Source organism: Terriglobus tenax, assembly GCF_025685395.1.
Lineage (GTDB): Bacteria > Acidobacteriota > Terriglobia > Terriglobales > Acidobacteriaceae > Terriglobus > Terriglobus tenax.
The window spans coordinates 1,040,755-1,062,482 of record NZ_JAGSYA010000004.1 but is presented as its reverse complement, the minus strand read 5'-3'; the positions used below and the strand labels follow the sequence as shown (position 1 = coordinate 1,062,482).

Genomic DNA, 21,728 nt, shown 5'->3' with positions numbered 1-21,728 from the left:
CATCTCGACCCATTGCTGCAGGGGTTTGCTTCTGGCTAATCCGACACTCAGGAGGCAGTCGATGCGCCCGTTGGTCACTGTGGTCCCCGCTTTCCCCCATGTCTTTCGCCGATTCACCCTGTTCCGCCTCCTTCTTACGGTGTGTTTTGTATTTGGGGCCGTTGCCGCGCAGGCACAGCTTGATAATGGCTCCATCACCGGTACGGTGCGCGATGCCAGCGGCGCTGTGATTGCAGGTGCCACCGTTACGATCCGCAACGTAGCCACGGGTGTTACCAGTACGTTGAAGGCAAACCAGGATGGCGTGTACCAGGCACTTGCCCTGATTCCTGGAACGTACGAGGCCGAGGTTACCGCTCCAGGCTTCGGTACGACGAAGCAGACCGGCATTGAGGTGCACGTGAAGACGCGCGCCCAGATCGACTTTGACCTGAAGGCGGGCGGCCAGAATGACACCGTGGAAGTAAGTGCCCAGGTTATGGGGCTACAGACACAGTCAGCCGACGTGGGCAACGTTGTCAGTACGACGCAGATCAACGATCTCCCGCTGAATGCCCGTCGCTACGCCGACCTGGCGCTGCTGGAGCCGGGCATCTTCAAGAATCCGGCCGTGGCCAATAATGCGCCGGACCGCTTCAGCTCCAACGGCAACCTGGAGACACAGAACTACTTCGCGCTGGATGGCGTAGACAACAACTCCGGTTCGACCAATCTGCAGGAAGGCTCTGTGCAGAACGTGCAGCCTCCGCCGGATGCGATTCAGGAGTTCCGCGTGCAGACGCGTACGTACTCCACCGAGTTCGGTACATCGGCTGGCGCCGTGGTGAATGCCTCGACCAAGAGCGGCACCAACAACTTCCACGGAAGCGTGTGGGAGTATGCCCGCAACAGTGTGTTTGACGCCAACAGCTGGGCGAACAACCATGCGACGGTGAAGGTGCCGAAGGGCAACTTCAGCCAGAACCAGTTTGGCGGCACCATCGGTGGCCCGGTACTGCGTGACCGTCTCTTCTTCTTTGGCGACTACCAGGGACTGCGCAGCACGCAGCAGGCAACAGTTTATTCGGTTGTGCCTTCCGCGGCCATGAAGACGGGCAATCTGACCGAGGTTGCTTCGTATAACCCGACGCCCGCGCTTGCCAGTCAGGCCGGCTGCATCACGGCGAAAGTCGTCAATCCCACCTGCATTGACCCGGTAGCCCGTCGTATTGCGGCCCTGCTGCCAGACCCGAATAATGTGCAGTCCGCCAATGGTAACTGGGATGGCTCCAATAACTACCGCTTCAGCTATCAGCTGCCGCAGCAGGTGAACTCGTTTGATACGCGTATCGATCAAAAGATCAGTGATCGTCATTCGATCTTTGGCCGCTACAGCCTCCTGCAGCAGCATCGTCAGGACCCGCCGTGGACCTCGAATGCAACGGTCGGCAACGGTGGTTTCGCGACGGACTACAACATCCGCAACCAGGGGCTGGCGCTGGGATGGACGACGGTCTTCTCGTCAACGGCCGTCAATCAGGCGCGTTTTGGATGGAGCCGCGACAAGGCATACAGTAATCCGATCGGCTTGACGCTTGGAACATCGTCTGCCGGGGATGTGGGACTGACCGGAGTTCCGGCTTCTCCCTATACGGCGGGCCTGCCTCCAATGAATATCTCCGGTGGCTTCCGCCGCATCGGTGTTGATTTGTACCGGCCCCAGTTCCAGGTGGCGCAGGTTTACCAGTTCCTGGATACCTTTACCAAACTGAAGGGCAATCACAGCCTGATGTTTGGCTATGAATATCACCGCAACACGCTGCTGTTCCTGGATCTTCAGGCGCCGCAGGGATACATGGGCTTCTCCGGCATTTTCACCAACAGCAATGGTTTTGGTTTTGCTGACTTCCTTCTGGGCAATGTGAATCAGACGATCTATAACAGCGCCCTTGTGGTCCATAACTTCCTGCATGGCAACTCGTTTTTTGCGCAGGACACGTGGCGTGCCGCACGCAAGCTGACCATTACCTACGGAACGCGGTATGAACTGTATTCGCCCATGCTGAACCGGACGAATTCGCTGTCGAACTTCAACACGGCGAACGGCGGCAGCTTGAGCGTTGCCAGTGGCGGCGGGTGGGCGCAGCGTGCGTTGATCAACCCGGACAAGAATAACTTTGCTCCGCGTATCGGCTTCAGCTACCAGGTCAGCGACAAAGTCGTGCTGCGCGGAGGGTACGGTGTGTTCTACCAGTACCTGAACCGCATCGGATCGGAAGCGCAGTTGGCGCAGAACCAGCCGTTCCTGAAGTATGTGAGCGACTCGCGTACGACGGCGGGTAGTTCGCCGGTGTTCTTCCTGCAGAACGGTTTCCCCGGAGCGACCTATGCCAATGCCACAACCCCTCTCTCGATTCAGAAATCGAACTGGCAGGACCCCAACCAGCGCACCAGCTACGTGCAGCAGATGAGCTTTGGTCCGCAGATTCAACTTCCATCGAACATGGTGCTGGAGACGATCTGGGTTGGCAACTTTGGCCACAAGATGAACCGCCTGCGGAATGCCAACCAGGGGCTGATCACCGGCTTTACGGGCAGCACACCGAACGTCACCTTCCCTTACGCCAACCTGAACTCCGGTAGTCTGCATGCCTTCCTGGAGAAGGCGACCAACGATGGCAACACCAACTACAACGGTCTGGTGGCCAGCCTGCGCCGCCCCATGAAGAACGGCCTTGCGTACCAGTTCAGCTACACGTGGGCACATGCCTTTACGGACTACGCGGATAACCTGACCGCTGGTTCCACGCCGCAGAATGCGTATGACTACGCACACGAGTATTCGCAGTCGCCGTTTGATCAGCGTCATCGCTTTGTAGCGAACGCACAATGGAAACTGCCGATTGGACGCAATGGGCTGGTACTGAACAATAACTCTGTCGCATCGAAGCTGATCGGCGGATGGCAGCTCAACGCCATCGTCAGCATGGAAGCAGGCAATCCGTTCAACGTGACAGCGACCGACCTGACACAGACCGGTGGCAACCACGCAACCTATGCCAACTGCAATGCGGATGGTTTCGCGGGCGCATCGCGCGATCGTCAGGCGATCAGCAATCCTGCATCGGCATCGCGTTATCTCAATTCTTCGGCCTTCTCGCAGCCAACAACGGGCACCTTCGGCAGCTGCCGTCCGCGTCCATATGCTGGCCCGGGGCGTCATAACGAAGACCTGAGCTTGTTCAAACAGTTTGAGTTTACCGATGTGAAGAAGCTGGAACTGCGCTTTGAGTTCTTCAATGCGCTGAACCATCCGAACCTGGCAGCTCCGTCTGCAAGCGTTGCAACACCGGGTACCTTTGGCAAGATTAGCAGTGTGGTGAACAACGCTCGCCAGGTACAAATGGCCGCCAAGTTCTACTTCTAATCCTCCTGTTGATTGCTCCAGGTGGCCGGTCCAGCATGCGGGCCGGCCACTACTGAAAGGGTTATTCATGTTCCTCGCCAGAAAGTTCACGGCCTTTGCGCTTGCCCCGGTTTTGTTCGCAGGGCCGATCCCGGCTTCTCATGCCTTCCAGGCTCACCCGCAGGTGGACGCGCGTGCAATTCCGGTGGACGAAGGCGCAGTCGAGCTATGGCAGCAATTGAAGAAGCTGCAGACACGCGCCAGCTTGATGATGATTGTGGCGCACCCGGATGACGAAGATGGCGCGACGCTGGCCTATCACAGCCGCGGAGTAGGGGCGCGTGTCGCCCTGTTGACCCTGGACCGCGGCGAGGGCGGAGCCAATGTCATGTCGTCCGATTACTGGGACGCTCTTGGCCTGGTGCGGACGGAAGAACTGCTGCAGGCAGGCCGTTACTACGGTCTGGACGCACAGTACTTCACCTCCATGGCCGACTATGGCTTTTCGAAGTCACTGAATGAAGCGCTTGGGCAATGGGGACACGACAAGGTGCTGGAGCAGGCCGTCCGCGTGGTGCGTACTGTTCGCCCGCTGGTGGTGTGTTCCGTGTTTGTGGGCGGTCCAACGGACGGCCATGGCCAGCATGCAACCGCAGGCCTGATGACGCAGGAGGTTTTCAAGGCTGCGGGCGATCCGAAGATGTTTCCGGAGCAGATCAAAGAAGGGTTGTTTCCCTGGCAGCCTATCAAGACCTACGCCCGCGCCCCTTTTCTTCGCGTAACCGAGAAGGGCATGTATGACTATGCCAACCACACGTGGGGGCCGGTGGGCGTAACAAACCACATTACCGGCAAGTGGGAAGAGGGCAAACCGGCAGTGAACGTCAGCATTCCCGCCGGCAGCTTTGATCAGGTGATAGGTGCGACCTATGCGCAAGTCTCGCGGGAAGGACTTGGCTACCAGCGCTCGCAGAACGGTGGGCAAAGCATTCCGCTGCCCGGGGCGCAGATGAGCGACTATCACCGCTTCGGATCGAAGATTGATTCCCCCGCGAAAGAAGAAAGTTTCTTCGATGGCATGGATACCTCGCTGACCGGAATCGCCGAGCTTGCCGGTGCGAAGCCCCCGGCTTTTCTGAAGCCTGGCCTGCAGGAAGTTTCCTCCCAGATCGACGCTGCGATGAAGGGGTTCTCCGCGCAAAAGTCTGCCGCGGTCGCTCCAATGCTGGCCAAGGGCAAGCTGAAGATTGAGTCGCTGATTGCAGAGACAGAGAAGAGCGATCTTTCCGCGGAAGCGAAGTACAACGTGCTGCATGAACTGCGTGTGAAGCAGCGCCAGTTCAACGATGCTCTGGTGGCGGCGCTGCAGGTCAAGCTGAACGCCGACGTAATTCCTGCAGGCCAGGAAGACAACATGATGGCGGCCATGCGCGGCGCATCCGCTACCTTCCAGATGGCGACGCCTGGACAGGCATTTCCTGTAAAGGTTCATCTTTACCAGCCCACGCAGCCGTCGTTGACGGTGAAGAGCGTGAAACTGGTGGGCACATCCGGCAAAGACTGGAGCGCCTCGGGTCCCGCTTCTCCCACAACTCTAGCGACAGAAAAGGCCGCCGACCTTGTCTTCAAGGTGAAGGTCCCGGCAGATGAGCCATACACGCGCCCGTATTTCACACGTGCCGGCTTGCAGAACGCCGCGTATGACGTCGCTCCCGGTGCTGCAAAGAATACGCCGCTCTCACCTTATCCGCTGCAGGCCGAGGCCACGCTGGAGTATGAAGGCGCCACCGTTCAGTTGGCCAGCGTTGTGCAGGTAGTCAGCAAGGTGAATGGGCCGGGGACTCTGCATTATCCCATGCCGGTTGGCCCTGCGTTGTCGGTAGCCATGTCGCCCTCGGCGGGCGTGGTGCCGCTGGACAGCAAGTCCATCCGCGTGAGCGTACGTGTGCATAACAACGAAAAGGGTGCTGCAACACCGTCGGTAAAACTTGCTTTGCCAGACGGTTGGACGGCTGAACCAAAGCAGATCCCCATCAAGTTTTCACAGGAAGGCGAGGAGCAGACGGTAGCCTTCACTGTGACACCGAAGGTGGCCGGCGCCAAAGAGTACACCGTGACAGCAGTCGCAGAGCTGGACGGCAAGCAGTACACCGAAGGCTACGTCACCATTGGCTACACCGGGCTGCGGCCGTATTTCCTGTACTCGTCGGCAAAGTATGTCACCACAGGCACTGACGTGAAGATGGCTCCCGGCGTCTCCGTTGCCTATGTTGAAGGCAGCGGCGATGATGTGCCTTCCGCTCTGGAGCAGATTGGCGTGCATGTTTCTTATCTGTCGGCGCAGGACCTTGCCAATGCTGACCTGCAGAAGTACAGCGCCATTGTGCTGGGTGTGCGTGCCTATGCCGTGCGGCCTGACCTGATCGCGAATAATGCGCGTTTGCTGCAGTTTGTCGAAAAGGGCGGCACGGTGATTGTGCAGTACAACACTCCGGAGTTTGACCACAACTACGGGCCGTATCCGTATGTGATGAGTGGCGATCCGGAAGAGGTGACCGACGAGAAGTCGGTGGTGAAGATTCTTGATCCGAAGAATCCCGTCTTCAACTGGCCCAACAAAATTACCGAAAAGGACTTTGACGGCTGGATTGAAGAACGTGGATCGAAGTTCCTGCAGTCGTGGGACCCGAAGTACACCGCGCTGGTTGAAACGCATGATACGGGCCAGCCGGAGCAGAAGGGCGGCCTGATCTACGCTCGCTACGGTAAGGGCGTGTACATCTATAACGCGTATGCTTTCTATCGTCAGCTTCCGCTGGGTGTTCCGGGAGCCTTCCGTTTGTTTGCCAACATGCTTAGCCTGCCGAAGAATCCGGAGATCAAGTAAGCGAAGGATTCTTCATGGCGAATGCAGGACAACAAATCGGGCACCTGGAACGGGGAGTCGGGCTATGGGGAGCATTGTCAACCAATGTGCTGAACATGGTTGGCGTGGGCCCTTTCCTTACCATCCCGCTGGCGCTGGCTGCCATGGGCGGCCCACAGGCGATGCTGGGCTGGATCCTTGGAGCTCTGCTGGCGCTGTGTGATGGCATGGTATGGGCTGAGCTTGGTTCGCGCATTCCAAACTCCGGCGGCTCCTACCACTACCTGTTGCGCGCCTTCGGTCCCAAGTCGCTCGGAAAGCTGATGGCGTTTCTGTTTCTGTGGCAATCACTGCTGGTGGGGCCTATCTCCATTGCTTCAGGCGCGGTTGGATTTGCGGACTATGCCAGCGTCTTTCATCCGCTGTCGGCAACCCATTTGAAGCTGCTGGCGATGGCGCTTTGTATGGTCAACATGGCGGTGCTCTATCGCTCCATCCGGTCTATCGGCATTCTGTCAGTCGTTGTGACGGTCGTTGTGCTGGCCACTTGTTGTTGGATCATCCTGAGCGGTTTCACGCACTTCCATCCGGCAACTGCTTTTGACTTTCCTCCCCACGCCTTCCAGATCTCCCACGCCTTCTGGCTTGGACTCGGCTCCGCCACCCTGATCGCAACCTACGACTACGGCGGCTACAACAATGTCTGCCTGATCGGTGGCGAGATTAAAAATCCCACACGCAATATTCCACGAGCCGTACTGTTCTCGATCATGATCGTGGCCGTGCTGTACCTGGCGATGAATATCTCGATCCTGGGAACATTGCCGTGGCGCGAGGCGCAACACTCCAGGGTGATTGTGGCGGACTTCATGCAGGCCGTGCATGGAGCGTTTGCAGCCAGGGTTGTGTCGCTGCTGATTCTGATCGCAAGCTGGGGATCAGCCTTTGCGATCCTGCTTGGCTTCTCGCGTATTCCCTATGCTGCAGCGGCGAACGGCGAATTTCCCGCTATCTTCGCGAAGGTGCATTCTAAGGATCATTTCCCGACAGTGTCTCTGCTCTATATGGGCGTGGCGTCCATGCTGATGTGCCTGTTCTCGCTGGCCGATCTGATCGCGGGACTCATCGTGATCCAGACCATGCTGCAGTTCCTGGGGCAGTGTATTGCGGTCATCCTGCTGCGCAGGCAGTCTCCGCCTGGGCCCGGCAGTTTCCGCATGCCGCTGTATCCGCTGCCAGCGCTGGTTGCGCTGCTTGGCTGGCTCTACATTGTGGCCACCAGCCAGATGAAACATATTGCCGTGGGAGCGGGCCTGACCGTTGCCGGTACGGTCTTTTTTCTGATTCAGGCGAACCGGGCTCGGGAGTGGCCATTCCAGAAGGCATGAGATACGACGTAACAGTGATTGGCGAGATTTACCTGGACCACGTCTTCAGTGGGTTTGCAGGCTGGCCCGCGCCCGGTTCAGAAGTCTTTACCGACGACTACACGCGGGAGCTTGGCGGCGGCGCCATTACAACGGCCTGTGCACTGTCACTGCTGGGGGCCAGGGTACGGCTGATTGGCGTAGTCGGCGAGGCAGACTATAAGACCATTGCAGATCGCCTGGAAGAGTTTGGTGTTTCTGCCGGGAACCTGATCCTGGAGAAGGGACGTACCGGTGTAACCGTCAGCATCTCTACGGCGGCTGACCGCACCTTCTTCACCTATCGCGGCGTTAACGATCAATTGGCAAAATATCTCACCGGCCATCCTGAAGTAACAGCGGAGGCGGCGCAGGCGCGGCATGTACACCTGGCGTTGCCGCTGGAGGTGAAAGGTGGAACGCAGGTATTGCAGGCATTGCAGGCGCAGGCGGCGACGGTCTCCATCGATGTGGGGCATCATGTGGACTGGTTGCAGAACACGGACAACTGGGAACTGATGCGCAGGATCGACTACGTAATGCCGAATGAGAAAGAGTCGACCATGCTGGCCGGCAACCCGGAGGCCTATCTGCAGCTTTGCCGCGAGCATGGTGTGAAGCATGCACTGGTCAAGCTGGGTGCGGCTGGTGCGGTCATGCTGTCTGACGGCAAGGAGTATCGTGCAGCGCCACCCGCGGTGGACCTGATCGATACGACCGGCGCGGGCGACGCCTTTGACGCCGGATTCATTCACGCGCTGCTCGAAGGGCTCTCTCCACAGCAGTGCCTGCAGCATGGCTGCGTCTGCGGAGCACTTTCAACGCGCGCCGCCGGTGCATTGCGCGCGCTTCCTACCCTGGCTGAAGCGGAAGCTGCGCTCGAGGAGTTTTATGCCACGTAAGATTGCATTTCTCGGCGGCGGAGGCGTGCGTACCCCGCTGGTTGTGTTTGGTATCAACGAATCGGCAAAGCAGTTGGATGCCGAGGAGTTTGTGATTTATGACGTCGATATCTTTCGTGCGGAGATGATCGCCCGGCTTGGCCGCGAGGTCGTGCGCCGCGAAGGTGGATCTCTCAGGATATCGGTCGCGAAGTCCGCGGAAGAGGCCGTCGATGGCGCGAGCTTTGTACTGAACAGTGTGCGTGTCGGCGGCATTGGCACGCGCGCGCATGACGAGCGAGCCGCGATGCAGTGCGGCTATCCGGGGCAGGAGACGACCGGCCCCGGCGGCGTTGCCATGGGGCAGCGAACGATTCCCATTGCGATGGAACAGGCGCGTCTTGTCGAGAGGCTTGTACCTTCTGCGTGGATCATTAATTTCACGAACCCCGCCGGCCTCATCACGCAGGCCGTCGCACAGCACTCGCATGCGAAGGTCATCGGCATCTGCGATACGCCGACAGAGATGCTGCATCGCATCCATACGGCGCTCAACGCTCCGGCAAAAGATGTGGTGTGCGAGTATGTAGGCCTGAATCACCTGGGTTGGGTGCGACGTGTAACGCTGCGCGGCGAGGATGTGACCGAGCGCATTCTGAACGATGACGCACTGTTGTCGCAGTTGTACTCCGCGCCTTTGTTTGACCACGAACTAATCCGTGCTCTTCGCCTCATCCCGACCGAATACCTGTTCTTCTACTACTCGCGCCGCAGGGCGTTGGAGAACCAGCGCAAGCAGGGCGCGACCCGCGGAGAACAGATTGCCGCCATGAATGAGTCGCTGATGCAGCGGCTGATCGAGCTGCTTACGGCAAATGACGATGCGGGGGCTCTGCAGGCCTATGTGGACTACCTGAACCTTCGTTCAGGCTCGTACATGAAACTGGAAGGGGAAGGGAAGTCGGCCTTTGATGAGGCTGCTCCGCAGGAAGATCCCTTCCGCGCCGCCAGTGGCTACCATCGCATTGCGCTGCAGGTGATGAACGCCTTGTCCAGCACATCGCCCGAGAGCGTCATTGTGAACCTTCGCAACGGCAATACGATTCCGGAGATTGCCGCGGACGACATCATCGAAGCGGCAACGAACATCAGCCAGACCGAGCTCACACCCATCCCGGTTGGTCCTCTGCCGGAAGCTGTCCGCGGACTGGTGCTGGCGGTAAAGGCCTATGAAAGGGCTGCCATTGAAGCGGCGGTCAGTGGCTCCGAACGTGATCTGCGGAAGGCCATGCTGTTGTACCCAAGCATCGGCGAGTGGGAGCCATCGGAAGAGTTATTGAAAACGATGCGCTGGAAGTAGGAGCGGACGGATCAGGAGCCTTCAGAACGAAGAAGCCCCGGCAACGATGCCGGGGCTTCTTCTTGTCTCAGATAAGCAGGACTACCAATCCAGTTTTTCCGGCAGGAACTCGGCGAACAGCTCGTCGTAGTACGGCTTCAGCTCCGCCATGTTCGGCTTGGTATGGCCCTTGGAGTACAGGTCATAGGGGTTGAACTTCTTTACCCACTCCAGCATTGCCTTGTCCTTCTCGTTCATCAGGTGCGTGTACGCGCCCTGGCGATGCCACGCGTAGAAGGAGTGGAAGCGCAGCATGTACAGAGCTTCGTCCGGAAGGTAGGGCTTCATGACCTCGGCGATATAGCCGTCGTGACCGAAGGACATGTGTACATTTTCCAGTCCGCAGTTCGGCTCATAGATGCCGTACTTGGTCTGGTACTTCTCGATGTGACGGTCTGGGTTGGCGGCAAAGTACTCGGGGAAAACAATCTGGTCGCTCCAGGCGCAGCCCACGGGGAAGGTGTCGCCCACCACGCCCCACTGCGGTTCGCCATACAGGCACAGGCACTTGCCCAGGTCGTGGATGAAGCCGACCAGTACCATCCAGCGGGGCTGGCCGTCGCGGCGCATTGCTTCCGAGGTCTGCAGAAGGTGCTCAATCTGCGTCAGGTCGGTATCCGGATCGCTGTCGTCGACGAGGGTATTCAGGAACTCGGCGGCTTCCCACACAGTCTTTTTGCCGCGCTTCAGTCCGAAGTACTCCTTCTCCTTGCCCAGAACATAATCGACGGTCTGGAACTGGTGGTTCAGACGGTAGAACTCTGCGACACCAGGCTGCGCCTCGGCATCGTACTGACGGAACTCGGTTTCGGACTTGCCTTCTTTATAACGGCCTTCGAGGAAGTCTTCCCACTGATCCAGATCGGTGAGCGGATTGGCATTGACAGTCGTTGCGGCGGACATGAGGAACTCCTTTTACGGCGCGATGACCCGGGAGAAGCGGAGCATCTACGTAATCGATTACGTAGAACTATAGACAAGCCCGCTTTCCTCTGGCAATAGGGGAGAAAAGAATATTTTTGAGCTGGAATTCGCTACCGTTTACGCTGGCTTCCAGCTGCTCTCGCGCACACGCAGGTGCGGTTCAATCAGGGTGCTCCGCGAGGCCGATTCGGGGTCGTCCAGCAGGCGGATCACCTCTTCGCCCGCAGTACGGCCGATCTGCTCGGTCGACTGGTCCACGGAGGTAAGCGGCACGCGTAAATACTGCGCATAGCGGAAGTTACCGCAGCCGACGATGGCAATATCCTCCGGAACGCGAAGTCCGGCTTCCAGTACAGCTTCAATGGCGCCCACGGCGGTAAGGTCGTTGTAGCAGAAGATGGCATCGGGACGCGGATTCAGCTTCAGCAGCTTCTGGATGGCTTTGCGGCCGGCCTCGATACCGGTCTCCTCAAACCGCTCGTGCATCAGCACATATTCCTGCGGCACGGTCGCGTTGTTCCTCCGCAACGTCTCGGAGTAGCCCCGCATGCGCTCGTGGCCGGTGCTCAGGTGGCTGGCACCAATGTGGGCAATGCACTTGCGACCGGTTTCAAGCAGATGCAGCGTGGCGATCTCGCCGATCTTGAAGTCGTCGGAGCCGACAAAATTGGCATCCAGCAGCGGAAAGGTACGGTCCACCAGGAGAATGGGCGTCTGCTTCTCGCCCACCTTGAAGATGCCCTCCAGCCGGCGCTGGCAGGAGGAGATCAACAGAAGGTCCACACCGCGGTTGATCAGGGTGCGGATCTCGCGCTGCTCCAGTTCGGGGTCGTCCTCGGAGGAGGCAAGGATCAACGCGCGGTCATGCTCGCGCAGCACCGCGCCCAGGCTTTTGGCGACTTCGCCGAAGTAAGGATGCAGCAGGTCCGGAACCACCAGGCCCACATTGGCCGTGCGGCCGCTGATCAGCGCACGGGCGATCAGGTTGGGCTTGTACTGCAGCTCCTCCATACGCTTCAGAACGCGCTGGCGGGTCTTCTCGCCCACGTCCTTGCGGTTGCGGAGCACCTTTGAAACCGTGACCGTGGAGACGCCCAGGTCGCGTGCAATGTCCTTCAGGCGGACGGCCATTCCTTGTTCCTCGTCTCCAGTGTAGAAGAACGCCGCTTATTGGCGCGACTGCGGCAGGCGGGCGCGTTTGCGCACCATCTGCACGAAGCTCTGCACAGCGGGGTTTGTGTTTGACTTCTTCCAGATCAGGTACAGGTCGGCGTGAACCGGCGGCATCTTCAGGCGGCGGAGCGTCACGCCTTCAAAGTGCAGGGCTTCCGCAGTCTCCGGCACCAGGGCTACCCCCAGCCCGGCGCTGACCAGTGCCAGCATGGAGTGGATCTGGCTGACGTGCTGGACATACCTTGGCTGCAGGTTGTGGCTGCGGAAGATGCTGTCAATCAGCGCGTAGAAGTAGAAGCCATCTTTGGGCGAAAAGGTGATGACCGGCTCCGCACGCAGGTCGTCCAGCGTGATGCTGGTCTTGCCGGTGAGCGGATGACGCTCCGGCAGCGCCAGCAATAGCTGCTCGCGTGCCATGCACAGACCGTCCAGTTCCTGCTGGCTGGGCTGTTGGCGGCCAAGGCCCATATCGATCTGGTTGGCGTTCAGCGCCTCCACCTGCTGTACGGTGACCATCTCCTCCAGCACGATGTCCAGGTCCTTCAGTTCCTTGCTGGCATAGGCCAGCAGGCGCGGCAGGTGGCGGTAGCTGGAGCCCGCGGTAAAGCCCATGCGCAGCAGGCCGGCCTGCCCCTGCGAGTGGCGGCGCGCAACGGAGACCGCGTTCTCGGCGAGCGAAAGAATCTGCCTTGCCTCGGCGCGAAATGCCTGCCCGGCCGGCGTAAGTTGCACGCTGCGGTTGTTGCGTTTGAAAAGAGGGAATCCGAGCGTGTGCTCCAGCAGTTGAATCTGGCGGCTAAGCGGCGACTGCGTCATATGCAGACGTTCAGCGGCGCGGCCAAAGTGGAGCTCGTCGGCCAGAACCAGGAAAGAATGGAGCTGTTTGAGCTCAAACATATTAAGTCCCTTTGTGCATCAATCCATGCTCATTATGATTCCACAACGCATCGTTGCAAAGACTATAGTGTTTCCTGCCGAGCGGCGGCCTGATCGCCGCGGGCTGGAGACGAACAGACACGATGGCGCAGATGCTTCCCGCAGACCTGGCAAAGAAAACCGGCAGTGGATTGCTGTCGTTCCCGGTAACGCACTTCACCCCGGAGAACACCTTTGACGAGAGCGCCTACCGCGCGCACATCAGCTGGCTGCTGCAGCACAATCCTGCCGGCCTGTTTGCTGCAGGCGGTACGGGTGAGTTCTTCTCGCTCACGCTTGGCGAGTACACACGGGTCGTCCGTGCCGCGGTGGAAGAGACTGCGGGCCGCGTTCCCGTGCTGGCAGGATGCGGCTACGGTACCGCCATGGCAATTGAGTTTGCCCAGGCCGCCGAGGCGGCAGGCGCCGATGGACTTCTGCTGTTGCCACCCTACCTCGTTGGGGCGGAGCAGGCCGGCCTGGCTGCGCACGCTGAGGCTGTCTGCAAGGCCACGAAGCTTGGCGTCATCCTGTATAACCGCGACAACTTCGTCATCAACGAAGACACGCTGGAAGCCCTGTGTGAGCGCTGCCCCAACCTGATTGGCTTCAAGGACGGCTACGGCGACATTGAGCTGATGACGCGCATCTTCACCCGCATGGGAGACCGGTTGACCTACGTCGGCGGCCTGCCCACGGCGGAGACCTTTGCATTGCCCTACCTGGAGATGGGAGTGACGACGTACTCGTCGGCCATCTTCAACTTCCTCCCGAACTTCGCCAATGAGTTTTATGCCGCGGTGCGGGCACGGGATCACGAGACGATCTACAAAGGATTGCGTGAGTTTGTATTGCCCTATAGCAGCATTCGTAACCGTCGCAAAGGGTATGCGGTTTCGATTGTGAAGGCGGGCATGAAGCTGGTTGGCCGTTCCGCGGGGTCAGTGCGTACTCCGCTGAAGGACCTGACGCAGCAGGAGATGGACGAGCTGAAGACGCTGATCGGAAGCCGGTCGTAAGCGAGCGGTCAGGGGTGGTTCGGAATGGCAGCGAAAGAACAGTCTCATATCCGTTTTCTCATCGTCTTCATGCTGTTTACCGCAAGCTGCTTCAGCTACGGTGACCGCGTTGTCCTCTCCATCGTGGGAGGCGATCTCTCGCACAAGCTTGGACTGACCCCGCTGAAACTGGGATATCTCTTCTCCGGTTTCAGCTGGGCCTATGTTGTGGCGCAGCTTCCGGCGGGTGGTCTGCTGGATCGCTACGGCTCCAAGAAGGTCTATGGCCTGAGCATCGTCGCGTGGTCTATCCTGGCGCTGATCGCGGGGTGTATCGGATTTGCGCCCGTGGCCTGGGGTTTTGCTCTGCTGTTCGTGGTGCGGTTGCTGTCGGGGCTGGCACAGTCACCGGTCTTTCCCGGCAACGGACGCATCGTCGCCGCATGGTTTCCCACGGCCGAGCGTGGCCGCGCCTCGGCGATCTTCAACTCATCGCAGTACTTTGCACTGGTGTTGTTTGGGCCTGTCATGGGCTGGCTGGTGCATCGTTATGGATGGATGGCCTGCTTCTGGCTGGGCGGCGTGGTCAGCCTGATGTTAAGCGTGGTCTGGTTCCGCGTAATCTATGGTGTGAAGTCGCACCCCCATATCTCCGACGCGGAGATCAGCCACATTGAGCAGGGTGGAGGCCTGGCGAACATGGACCAGAACCTTGCCCGGGGAGCCCATCCGAACCAGCTCACATGGTCGGCTGTGCGTATGCTGCTGAGCAACCGCATGCTGGTGGGCATCTACATCGGCCAGTACTGCATTACCACGCTGACATGGTTCTTCCTGACATGGTTTCCGGTATATCTGAACCAGGCACGGCATATCTCCATTGCGAAGACGGGCCTGCTGGTGGCGGTGCCTGCCCTATGCGGCTCCATCGGCGGAGTCTTCGGTGGCATTGTCTCGGACAAGCTGTTGAAGAGCGGCAAGTCCCTCTCCGTGGCGCGCAAGGTGCCGATTGTCGCGGGCATGGCCCTGTCGATGACGATGATCGGCTGCAACTATGTCTCCACTCAGACGCTGGTGATTCTGCTCATGTCGCTGGCCTTCTTCGGCAAGGGCTTCGGTGCGCTGGGATGGACGGTCATCTCCGACGTGTCACCGCGCAACATGATCGGGATCAACGGCGGGCTGTTCAACCTGATTGGTAACCTTGCAGGGATCACTACGCCGATCATTATCGGATTCATTGTGCAGAGGACAGGGTCGTTCAACCTGGCGCTGGTCTTTGTCGGATTCACGGCGCTGGCCGCCATTGTGGCGTATCTTCCGCTGGTGGGTCGCATCCATCGTGTCGAATTTGCAACGAAGGAGCAGGTGGCCTGATGTCGAGCCCCAAGATTCAAACCATGCGCGTGATTCCTGTCGCCGGGCAGGACAGCATGCTGCTGAACCTGAGTGGAGCGCACGCGCCCTACTTCACGCGCAACCTTCTGGTGTTGACGGATACCGACGGCAAGACCGGCGTCGGCGAGGTTCCCGGCGGGGAGAAGATCCGCTCTGTGCTGGAGCAGGCTGCGCCGCTGGTCGTGGATCGTCAACTGGCGCACTACCAGAGCGTGCTGCAGGAGGTGCATGCTGCCTTTGCCGATCTGGACAAGGAGGGCCGTGGCCAGCAGACCTTTGATCTGCGGACGACGGTGCACGCGGTCACGGCCATTGAGTCGGCCATGCTGGATCTGCTGGGCCAGTTCGTCGGTCTGCCCGTTGCGGCCCTGCTTGGCGAAGGCCAGCAGCGTGAGAAGGTGGAGGCGCTGGGCTACTTGTTCTTCATCGGCGACCGCAACCGCAGCGATGCTGGATATCGCAGCGAGGCAGATGCTGACGATGCATGGTGCCGCCTTCGCAATGAAGAGGCGCTTACGCCGGAGTCAGTGGTGCGGCTGGCCGAAGCCGCGCATGCACGGTATGGCTTCAACGACTTCAAACTGAAGGGCGGCGTGTTGGAAGGCGCAGCCGAAATGGAAGCTATCATTGCCCTGGCCGAGCGTTTCCCGAAGGCGCGTATCACGCTGGACCCCAACGGAGCATGGTCGCTGGAGGAAGCGGTGCGCTTGTGTACCGGCAGGCAGGGCGTGCTGGCCTATGCGGAAGACCCCTGTGGAGCGGAGAAAGGTTTCTCCGGCCGCGAGATCATGGCGGAGTTTCGCGCCGCCACCGGCCTGCCGACGGCGACGAACATGATTGCTACCGACTGGCGGCAGTTGAAACATGCCGCGCAGCTAAAGGCTGTCGATATTCCGCTGGCCGATCCGCACTTCTGGACGATGCAGGGTTCTGTGCGTGTGGCGCAGTTCTGCCGAGACTGGGGTTTAACCTGGGGATCGCACTCGAACAATCATTTCGATGTCTCCCTGGCGATGTTCACGCATGTCGCCGCGGCGGCGCCCGGCAAGGTGACGGCCATCGACACGCACTGGATATGGCAGGATGGTCAACGGCTGACAAAAGAGCCCTTCCGCATTGTGGAAGGTGAGATCACGGTGCCGAAGATGCCGGGGCTTGGTGTGGAGCTTGACTGGGAACAGGTTGAGGCCGCACATGCTGCCTACAAGAGCCTTGGACTGGGCGGGCGCGATGACGCACTGGGCATGCAATGCCTGATGCCCGGCTGGAGCTTTGACCCAAAGCGCCCATGTCTGGTGCCGCGCGTGGCACGATAACAGGAGAGGGAAATTACGTATGTCGATTACGGGCGAGATTCTGATTGGTGGAAACGCAGTTGCAGGTAAGGGGCAGGCATTCTCTGCATGGAACCCGGCAACAGGACAGACGTTGGAACCTGCCTTCCACGGTGCGACGGCCAAGCAGGTGAACGATGCCTGCATACTGGCGGCGCAGGCCTTTGACGCCTACCGCGGCACGACTCTCGAGCAGCGTGCGCAGTTTCTGGAAGCCATCGCACAGGCGATCCTCGACCTTGGCGATGAATTGGTGGAACGCACCGTGGCAGAGAGTGGTCTGCCGCGTCCTCGCATTGAAGGCGAGCGCGGTCGCACCGTCGGCCAGTTGCGCATGTTCGCGCAGGTGGTGCGGCAGGGGCTTTGGCTTTCGCCCATTCTTGATTCGGCGTTGCCGGACCGCGCGCCGCTGCCGCGTCCCGATCTTCGCCTGCGCAAAATCCCGCTTGGTCCCGTAGGAGTCTTCGGCGCCAGCAACTTCCCGCTTGCCTTCTCCGTTGCCGGGGGAGACACCGCATCGGCGCTCGCTGCCGGATGTCCTGTTGTCGCGAAGGCGCATCCCTCGCATCCCGGAACCTCGGAGCTTGTCGGCCGTGCGATCCAGAAAGCGGTTGCTGCATGCAATCTGCCCGCAGGCGTGTTTGCCATGGTTGGAGGTACGGACAACGCCGTGGGTGAGGCGCTCGCAGCGCATCCGGCAATTGCTGCCGTCGCCTTTACCGGCAGCCGCCGCGGAGGCCTTGCGCTTGCAGCCATCGCCGCAAAGCGTCCTGTGCCCGTACCGGTCTACGCGGAGATGAGCAGCGTGAATCCGGTCTTCCTGCTGCCCGGAGCACTCCAGGGAGATATTGCCGCGCTGGCGCAGGGATTTGCGGACTCTGCCACGCTAGGTACCGGTCAGTTCTGTACGCAGCCCGGCCTGGTCTTCGGTTTTGCGGGTGCCGGGTTTGACAGCTTCGCACAGCTTGCCGCGGAGAAGATGAGCGCCAAGTCCGCAACGCCCATGTTGAATCAGGGGATTCATGCGGCCTACGAGAAAGGCGTCAGCGATCTTGCTTCGCATGCCTCCGTCAAAACAACCGCGCGCGGCCATGCGACCGATGCCCCATGTGCCGGCGTACCCGCACTCTTCCAGACCAAAGCAGCAGAGATACTGAAAGACCGCCATCTCACCGAAGAGCTCTTTGGGCCATCATCCATTCTGATTGCCTGCGAGAGTGAAGAGGAGATGCTTTCGCTGGCCGCTTCGTTTGAAGGCCAGCTCACCGCGACTCTCCATATGACCGCGGCGGACACTGCGTTCGCAAAGCAGCTTGTTCCCGTGCTGGAAAAGAAGGCAGGCCGTCTGCTCGTGAATGGCTTTCCGACCGGTGTTGAAGTCTCTTTTGCCATGGTGCATGGAGGCCCATTCCCGGCAACCAGCAACGACCGCACGACCTCTGTCGGAGCCACGGCGATCGACCGCTTCCTTCGCCCGGTCTGTTATCAGAACTTCCCGGCAGAGCTTCTTCCCGCGGAACTGGACGATGCCAACTCACTTGGCCTTTGGCGTCTTCGCGATGGCAAGGTGGAGCAGCGATGAGTTCCGCCAGTGAACCGCGATACGTCAAGCTTCAACCGCAGGATAACGTCGCCATTATCGTGAATCCCGGCGGCCTGCCCGCAGGCACGCAATTTCCGTCGGGACTCATTCTGCAGGAGACGGTGCCCGAGGCGCACAAGGTGGCACTGGTCGCCCTGCAGCCCGGGGACGCCGTGATCCGCTATGGATCGATCATCGGCTACGCATCGCGCGCGATTCCGCAGGGTGGGTGGGTGGCGGAAGACGCTTTGACCTCGCCGCCGCCGCCGGCGTTGGACGCTCTGCCTCTGGCAACGGAAACGCCTGCTGCGCTGCCGCCGCTTGAGGGCTATACCTTCCAGGGCTATCGCAATGCTGACGGCACCGTGGGTACGCGCAACATTCTCGGCATCAGCACAACGGTGCAGTGTGTGGCTGGCACGGTGGACTACGCCGTTCGCCGCATCAAGCAGGAGCTTCTGCCGAGGTATCCCAACGTCGATGACGTCATCGCCATCACGCATAACTACGGCTGCGGCGTCGCCATCAACGCTCCTGGCGCTGAAATTCCTATTCGAACGCTGCGTAACCTCAGCCTGAACCCGAACCTCGGTGGTGACCCGATGGTGGCCAGCCTTGGTTGCGAGAAGATGCAGCCCGTGCAGATGCTTCCATCGAGTACACTTCCCATCCTGCAGCAGGAGTCCTATGTCATCCGTCTGCAGGACGAGGAGCACGTCGGCTTTGAGGCGATGATCTCTGCACTGATGGAGATGGCCGAGAAGCGTCTGCAGCGGCTGAACCAGCGTAAGCGTGTCACCTGCCCCGCGTCTGACCTCATCGTTGGCATGCAGTGTGGCGGCAGCGACGCCTTTTCGGGGGTAACGGCGAATCCGGCACTTGGCTTTGCTGCGGACCTGCTGGTGCGTGCCGGTGCAACGGTGATGTTTTCTGAAGTGACCGAGGTGCGTGATGCCGTGCACCTGCTGACTGCGCGTGCTGCTAATGAGCAGGTTGCACGTGACCTGATCCGCGAGATGGCCTGGTATGACAATTATCTTGCGCAGGACCATGTCGATCGCAGCGCGAATCCTTCGCCGGGCAACAAGAAGGGCGGGCTCGCCAATATCGTGGAGAAGGCGCTTGGCTCGGTTGCCAAGGCGGGCACCAGTCCTCTGGTGGCTGTCACGGGTCCGGGTGAGCGTGTGACCACCAAGGGATTGGTGTTTGCTGCGACACCCGCGAGTGATTTTATTTGCGGCACCCTGCAGCTTGCTGCTTCCATGAATATGCATGTATTCACCACGGGGCGTGGCACACCGTATGGTTTGGCAATGGCCCCGGTTATCAAGGTGGCCACGCGCACTTCCCTGGCAGAGCGCTGGCATGACCTGATTGATGTGAATGCAGGTAAGATTGCTACCGGCGATGCAACCATTGAGGATGTGGGTTGGGAGATTTTTCGGCTTATCCTTAAGGTTGCGAGCGGAGAGCAGACGACCTGGGCGGACCGCTGGGGATTGCACAACGAATACGCGTTGTTCAACCCCGGGCCTGTGACCTAGAACGCACCGCACGTGGACAGCGAGGAACGATGCAGCACCATACGACCGAGATCCCGACCCACAACCGTCATTTGATCCGTTGGGTGGAGAAGATGGTGGATTTGTGTCAGCCTGATGGGATTCACTGGGTGGATGGATCTCAGGAGGAGTATGACCGTCTGTGCGGGGAGTTGGTCTCTGCGGGGACGTTCTTGAAGTTGAATGAGGAGCGCTGGCCTGGCTGCTTCTACGCGCGGTCTTCTGCCAGCGACGTAGCGCGTGTTGAAGACCGCACCTTCATCTGCTCCTTGTCGAAGGACAACGCCGGCCCGACCAACAACTGGAAAGACCCCTTCGTGATGCGCAAGAAGCTGAAGTCGCTTTTCCGCGGCTCGATGAAGGGCCGCACGATGTATGTTCTGCCGTACTCGATGGGCCCCATCGGATCTCCGTTCTCGCAGATCGGCGTGCAGCTGACCGACTCAGCGTATGCGGTGGTGAACATGCGCATCATGGCGCGCATCGGCAAGCCAGTCTTCGCGGAGATCGACAAGGACCTCAAGCGCGTGGTGCCGTGCATGCATAGCGTGGGCGCACCGCTTGCGCCGGGCGAGCAGGATGTACCGTGGCCGCAGAACGAGACCAAGTACATCGTTCACTTCCCGGAGACGCGCGAGATCTGGAGCTACGGCTCCGGCTACGGCGGCAACGCTCTTCTGGGCAAGAAGTGCTTCGCCCTGCGCATCGCCTCGAACATCGCGCGCGATGAAGGCTGGATGGCCGAGCACATGCTCCTCCTCGGCGTCGAGTCTCCCGAAGGCGAAAAGACCTACGTGGCCGCGGCCTTCCCCTCGGCCTGCGGCAAGACCAACTTCGCCATGCTCATCCCTCCGAAGGGCTTCGATGGCTGGAAGGTGTGGACGGTGGGCGACGACATCGCGTGGATCAAGCCTGATGCGACGGGCCATCTTCGCGCCATCAACCCTGAGTCCGGCTTCTTCGGCGTCGCACCCGGCACCAGCGCGAAGACCAACCCGAACGCGATGGCCACGCTCAAGAAGAACAGCATCTTCACCAACGTTGCGTTGATCACGAAGAACGGTGTGCCAACGGGTGACGTGTGGTGGGAAGGCATGACGGACGAGCCACCCGCCGAAGCGTTGGACTGGCAGGGCAAGCCATGGACGCCCGCGTCCTCAACACCTGCGGCACATCCCAACGGCCGCTTTACCGCGCCCGCATCGCAGTGCCCGTCGATCGACCCGGCATGGGAAGACCCCGCGGGCGTGCCCATCGCGGCCATCATCTTCGGCGGCCGCAGGGCAACGACGATGCCGCTGGTGTACCAGGCCTTCAACTGGTCCAGCGGAGTCTACGCCGGAGCGACGATGGGCTCGGAGATGACGGCCGCCGCGGCGGGCAAGCTGGGCGTGGTGCGCCGCGACCCGATGGCGATGCTTCCGTTCTGCGGCTACCACATGGGCGACTACTTCCGTCACTGGCTGCGCATGCAGAAGAAGCTGAAGCGGACGCCGAGGATCTTCCACGTGAACTGGTTCCGCAAGGATGAACAGGGCAGGTTCCTGTGGCCCGGCTTCAGCCAGAACATGCGCGTTCTGAAGTGGATCGTTGACCGTGCAACAGGCAAGGTAGGCAGCGACGAAACCCCCATCGGCTGGACCCCGCGCTACGACGACATGCACTGGGAAGGCCTGGAGTTCAGCAAAACCCAGTTCGACCAACTGCAGGAGGTCAACCACCAGGCCTGGACCGAGGAGGTCATGGGACACGAACAACTCTTCCTCCTCCTCCATGACCACCTCCCCCCGGAAATGATCTACGAAAGAGAACTACTCATCTGCAGAATGTAGGGCTGTAAATCAACGGAAATCGGGCATGGAACAGGCGGGCACTTGCGGAAGCATGTGCCCGCCTGTTCTGATA

14 protein-coding genes are annotated in these 21,728 nt (G+C 60.0%); 11 read left to right on the top strand and 3 right to left on the bottom strand.

What is annotated here, in order from left to right; all coding sequences use genetic code 11:
* The first annotated feature begins 61 nt into the window (after positions 1–61).
* The 5 genes from OHL13_RS09900 (at position 62) to OHL13_RS09880 (ending at position 9,898) form a co-directional block, all read left to right on the top strand.
* Positions 62–3,406, top strand: a complete 3,345-nt coding sequence (locus tag OHL13_RS09900) for a TonB-dependent receptor (RefSeq protein WP_263409964.1) — start codon at positions 62–64, stop codon at positions 3,404–3,406.
* A 67-nt stretch (positions 3,407–3,473) separates the two neighbouring features.
* Positions 3,474–6,272, top strand: a complete 2,799-nt coding sequence (locus OHL13_RS09895; protein WP_263409963.1) for a PIG-L family deacetylase — start codon at positions 3,474–3,476, stop codon at positions 6,270–6,272.
* A gap of 14 nt (positions 6,273–6,286) precedes the next feature.
* Positions 6,287–7,639 (top strand): APC family permease, encoded by a 1,353-nt coding sequence (locus tag OHL13_RS09890; RefSeq protein WP_263409962.1) that lies wholly within the window; start codon positions 6,287–6,289, stop codon positions 7,637–7,639.
* Positions 7,636–8,559, top strand: a complete 924-nt coding sequence (locus tag OHL13_RS09885) for a carbohydrate kinase family protein (RefSeq protein ID WP_263409961.1) — start codon at positions 7,636–7,638, stop codon at positions 8,557–8,559. The genes OHL13_RS09890 and OHL13_RS09885 overlap by 4 nt, the downstream gene beginning before the upstream one ends.
* Positions 8,549–9,898: a family 4 glycosyl hydrolase gene (locus OHL13_RS09880; protein WP_263409960.1), complete on the top strand. Its 1,350-nt coding sequence runs from the start codon at positions 8,549–8,551 to the stop codon at positions 9,896–9,898. The genes OHL13_RS09885 and OHL13_RS09880 overlap by 11 nt, the downstream gene beginning before the upstream one ends.
* 81 nt (positions 9,899–9,979) lie before the next feature.
* Here the strand turns inward: OHL13_RS09880 and OHL13_RS09875 are convergent, their stop codons facing one another.
* The 3 genes from OHL13_RS09875 to OHL13_RS09865 form a co-directional block, all read right to left on the bottom strand.
* Complete coding sequence (locus OHL13_RS09875) at positions 9,980–10,840, bottom strand: inositol oxygenase (protein ID WP_263409959.1); 861 nt, start codon at positions 10,838–10,840, stop codon at positions 9,980–9,982.
* Between the two features lie 138 nt (positions 10,841–10,978).
* Entirely contained in the window at positions 10,979–11,992 is a 1,014-nt protein-coding gene (locus OHL13_RS09870; protein WP_263409958.1) for a LacI family DNA-binding transcriptional regulator, read from the bottom strand.
* Positions 11,993–12,028: 36 nt separating this feature from the next.
* Complete coding sequence (locus tag OHL13_RS09865; protein ID WP_263409957.1) at positions 12,029–12,931, bottom strand: LysR family transcriptional regulator; 903 nt, start codon at positions 12,929–12,931, stop codon at positions 12,029–12,031.
* Between the two features lie 122 nt (positions 12,932–13,053).
* On the opposite strand from OHL13_RS09865, the gene kdgD reads away from it, so the two are divergent.
* From kdgD to OHL13_RS09835, 6 genes are read left to right on the top strand one after another with little or no spacing between them, the layout of a single operon-like run.
* The gene (gene kdgD / locus OHL13_RS09860; protein WP_263409956.1) at positions 13,054–13,968 is read left to right on the top strand and encodes a 5-dehydro-4-deoxyglucarate dehydratase; all 915 of its coding nucleotides are present in this window, start codon (positions 13,054–13,056) and stop codon (positions 13,966–13,968) included.
* Between the two features lie 24 nt (positions 13,969–13,992).
* Complete coding sequence (locus OHL13_RS09855; protein ID WP_263409955.1) at positions 13,993–15,324, top strand: MFS transporter; 1,332 nt, start codon at positions 13,993–13,995, stop codon at positions 15,322–15,324.
* Positions 15,324–16,661: a glucarate dehydratase gene (gudD, locus tag OHL13_RS09850; RefSeq protein WP_263409954.1), complete on the top strand. Its 1,338-nt coding sequence runs from the start codon at positions 15,324–15,326 to the stop codon at positions 16,659–16,661. The genes OHL13_RS09855 and gudD overlap by 1 nt, the downstream gene beginning before the upstream one ends.
* Positions 16,662–16,680: 19 nt before the next feature.
* The gene (locus OHL13_RS09845; protein ID WP_263409953.1) at positions 16,681–18,261 is read left to right on the top strand and encodes an aldehyde dehydrogenase (NADP(+)); all 1,581 of its coding nucleotides are present in this window, start codon (positions 16,681–16,683) and stop codon (positions 18,259–18,261) included.
* On the top strand, positions 18,258–19,805 hold the full coding sequence (gene garD / locus OHL13_RS09840; RefSeq protein WP_263409952.1) for a galactarate dehydratase: 1,548 nt from the start codon (positions 18,258–18,260) through the stop codon (positions 19,803–19,805). Before OHL13_RS09845 ends, garD begins: the two co-directional genes overlap by 4 nt.
* Positions 19,806–19,834: 29 nt before the next feature.
* A complete protein-coding gene (locus OHL13_RS09835) occupies positions 19,835–21,655 on the top strand; it encodes a phosphoenolpyruvate carboxykinase (GTP) (protein WP_263409951.1) in 1,821 nt (606 codons plus the stop codon).
* Positions 21,656–21,728 lie beyond the last annotated feature (73 nt).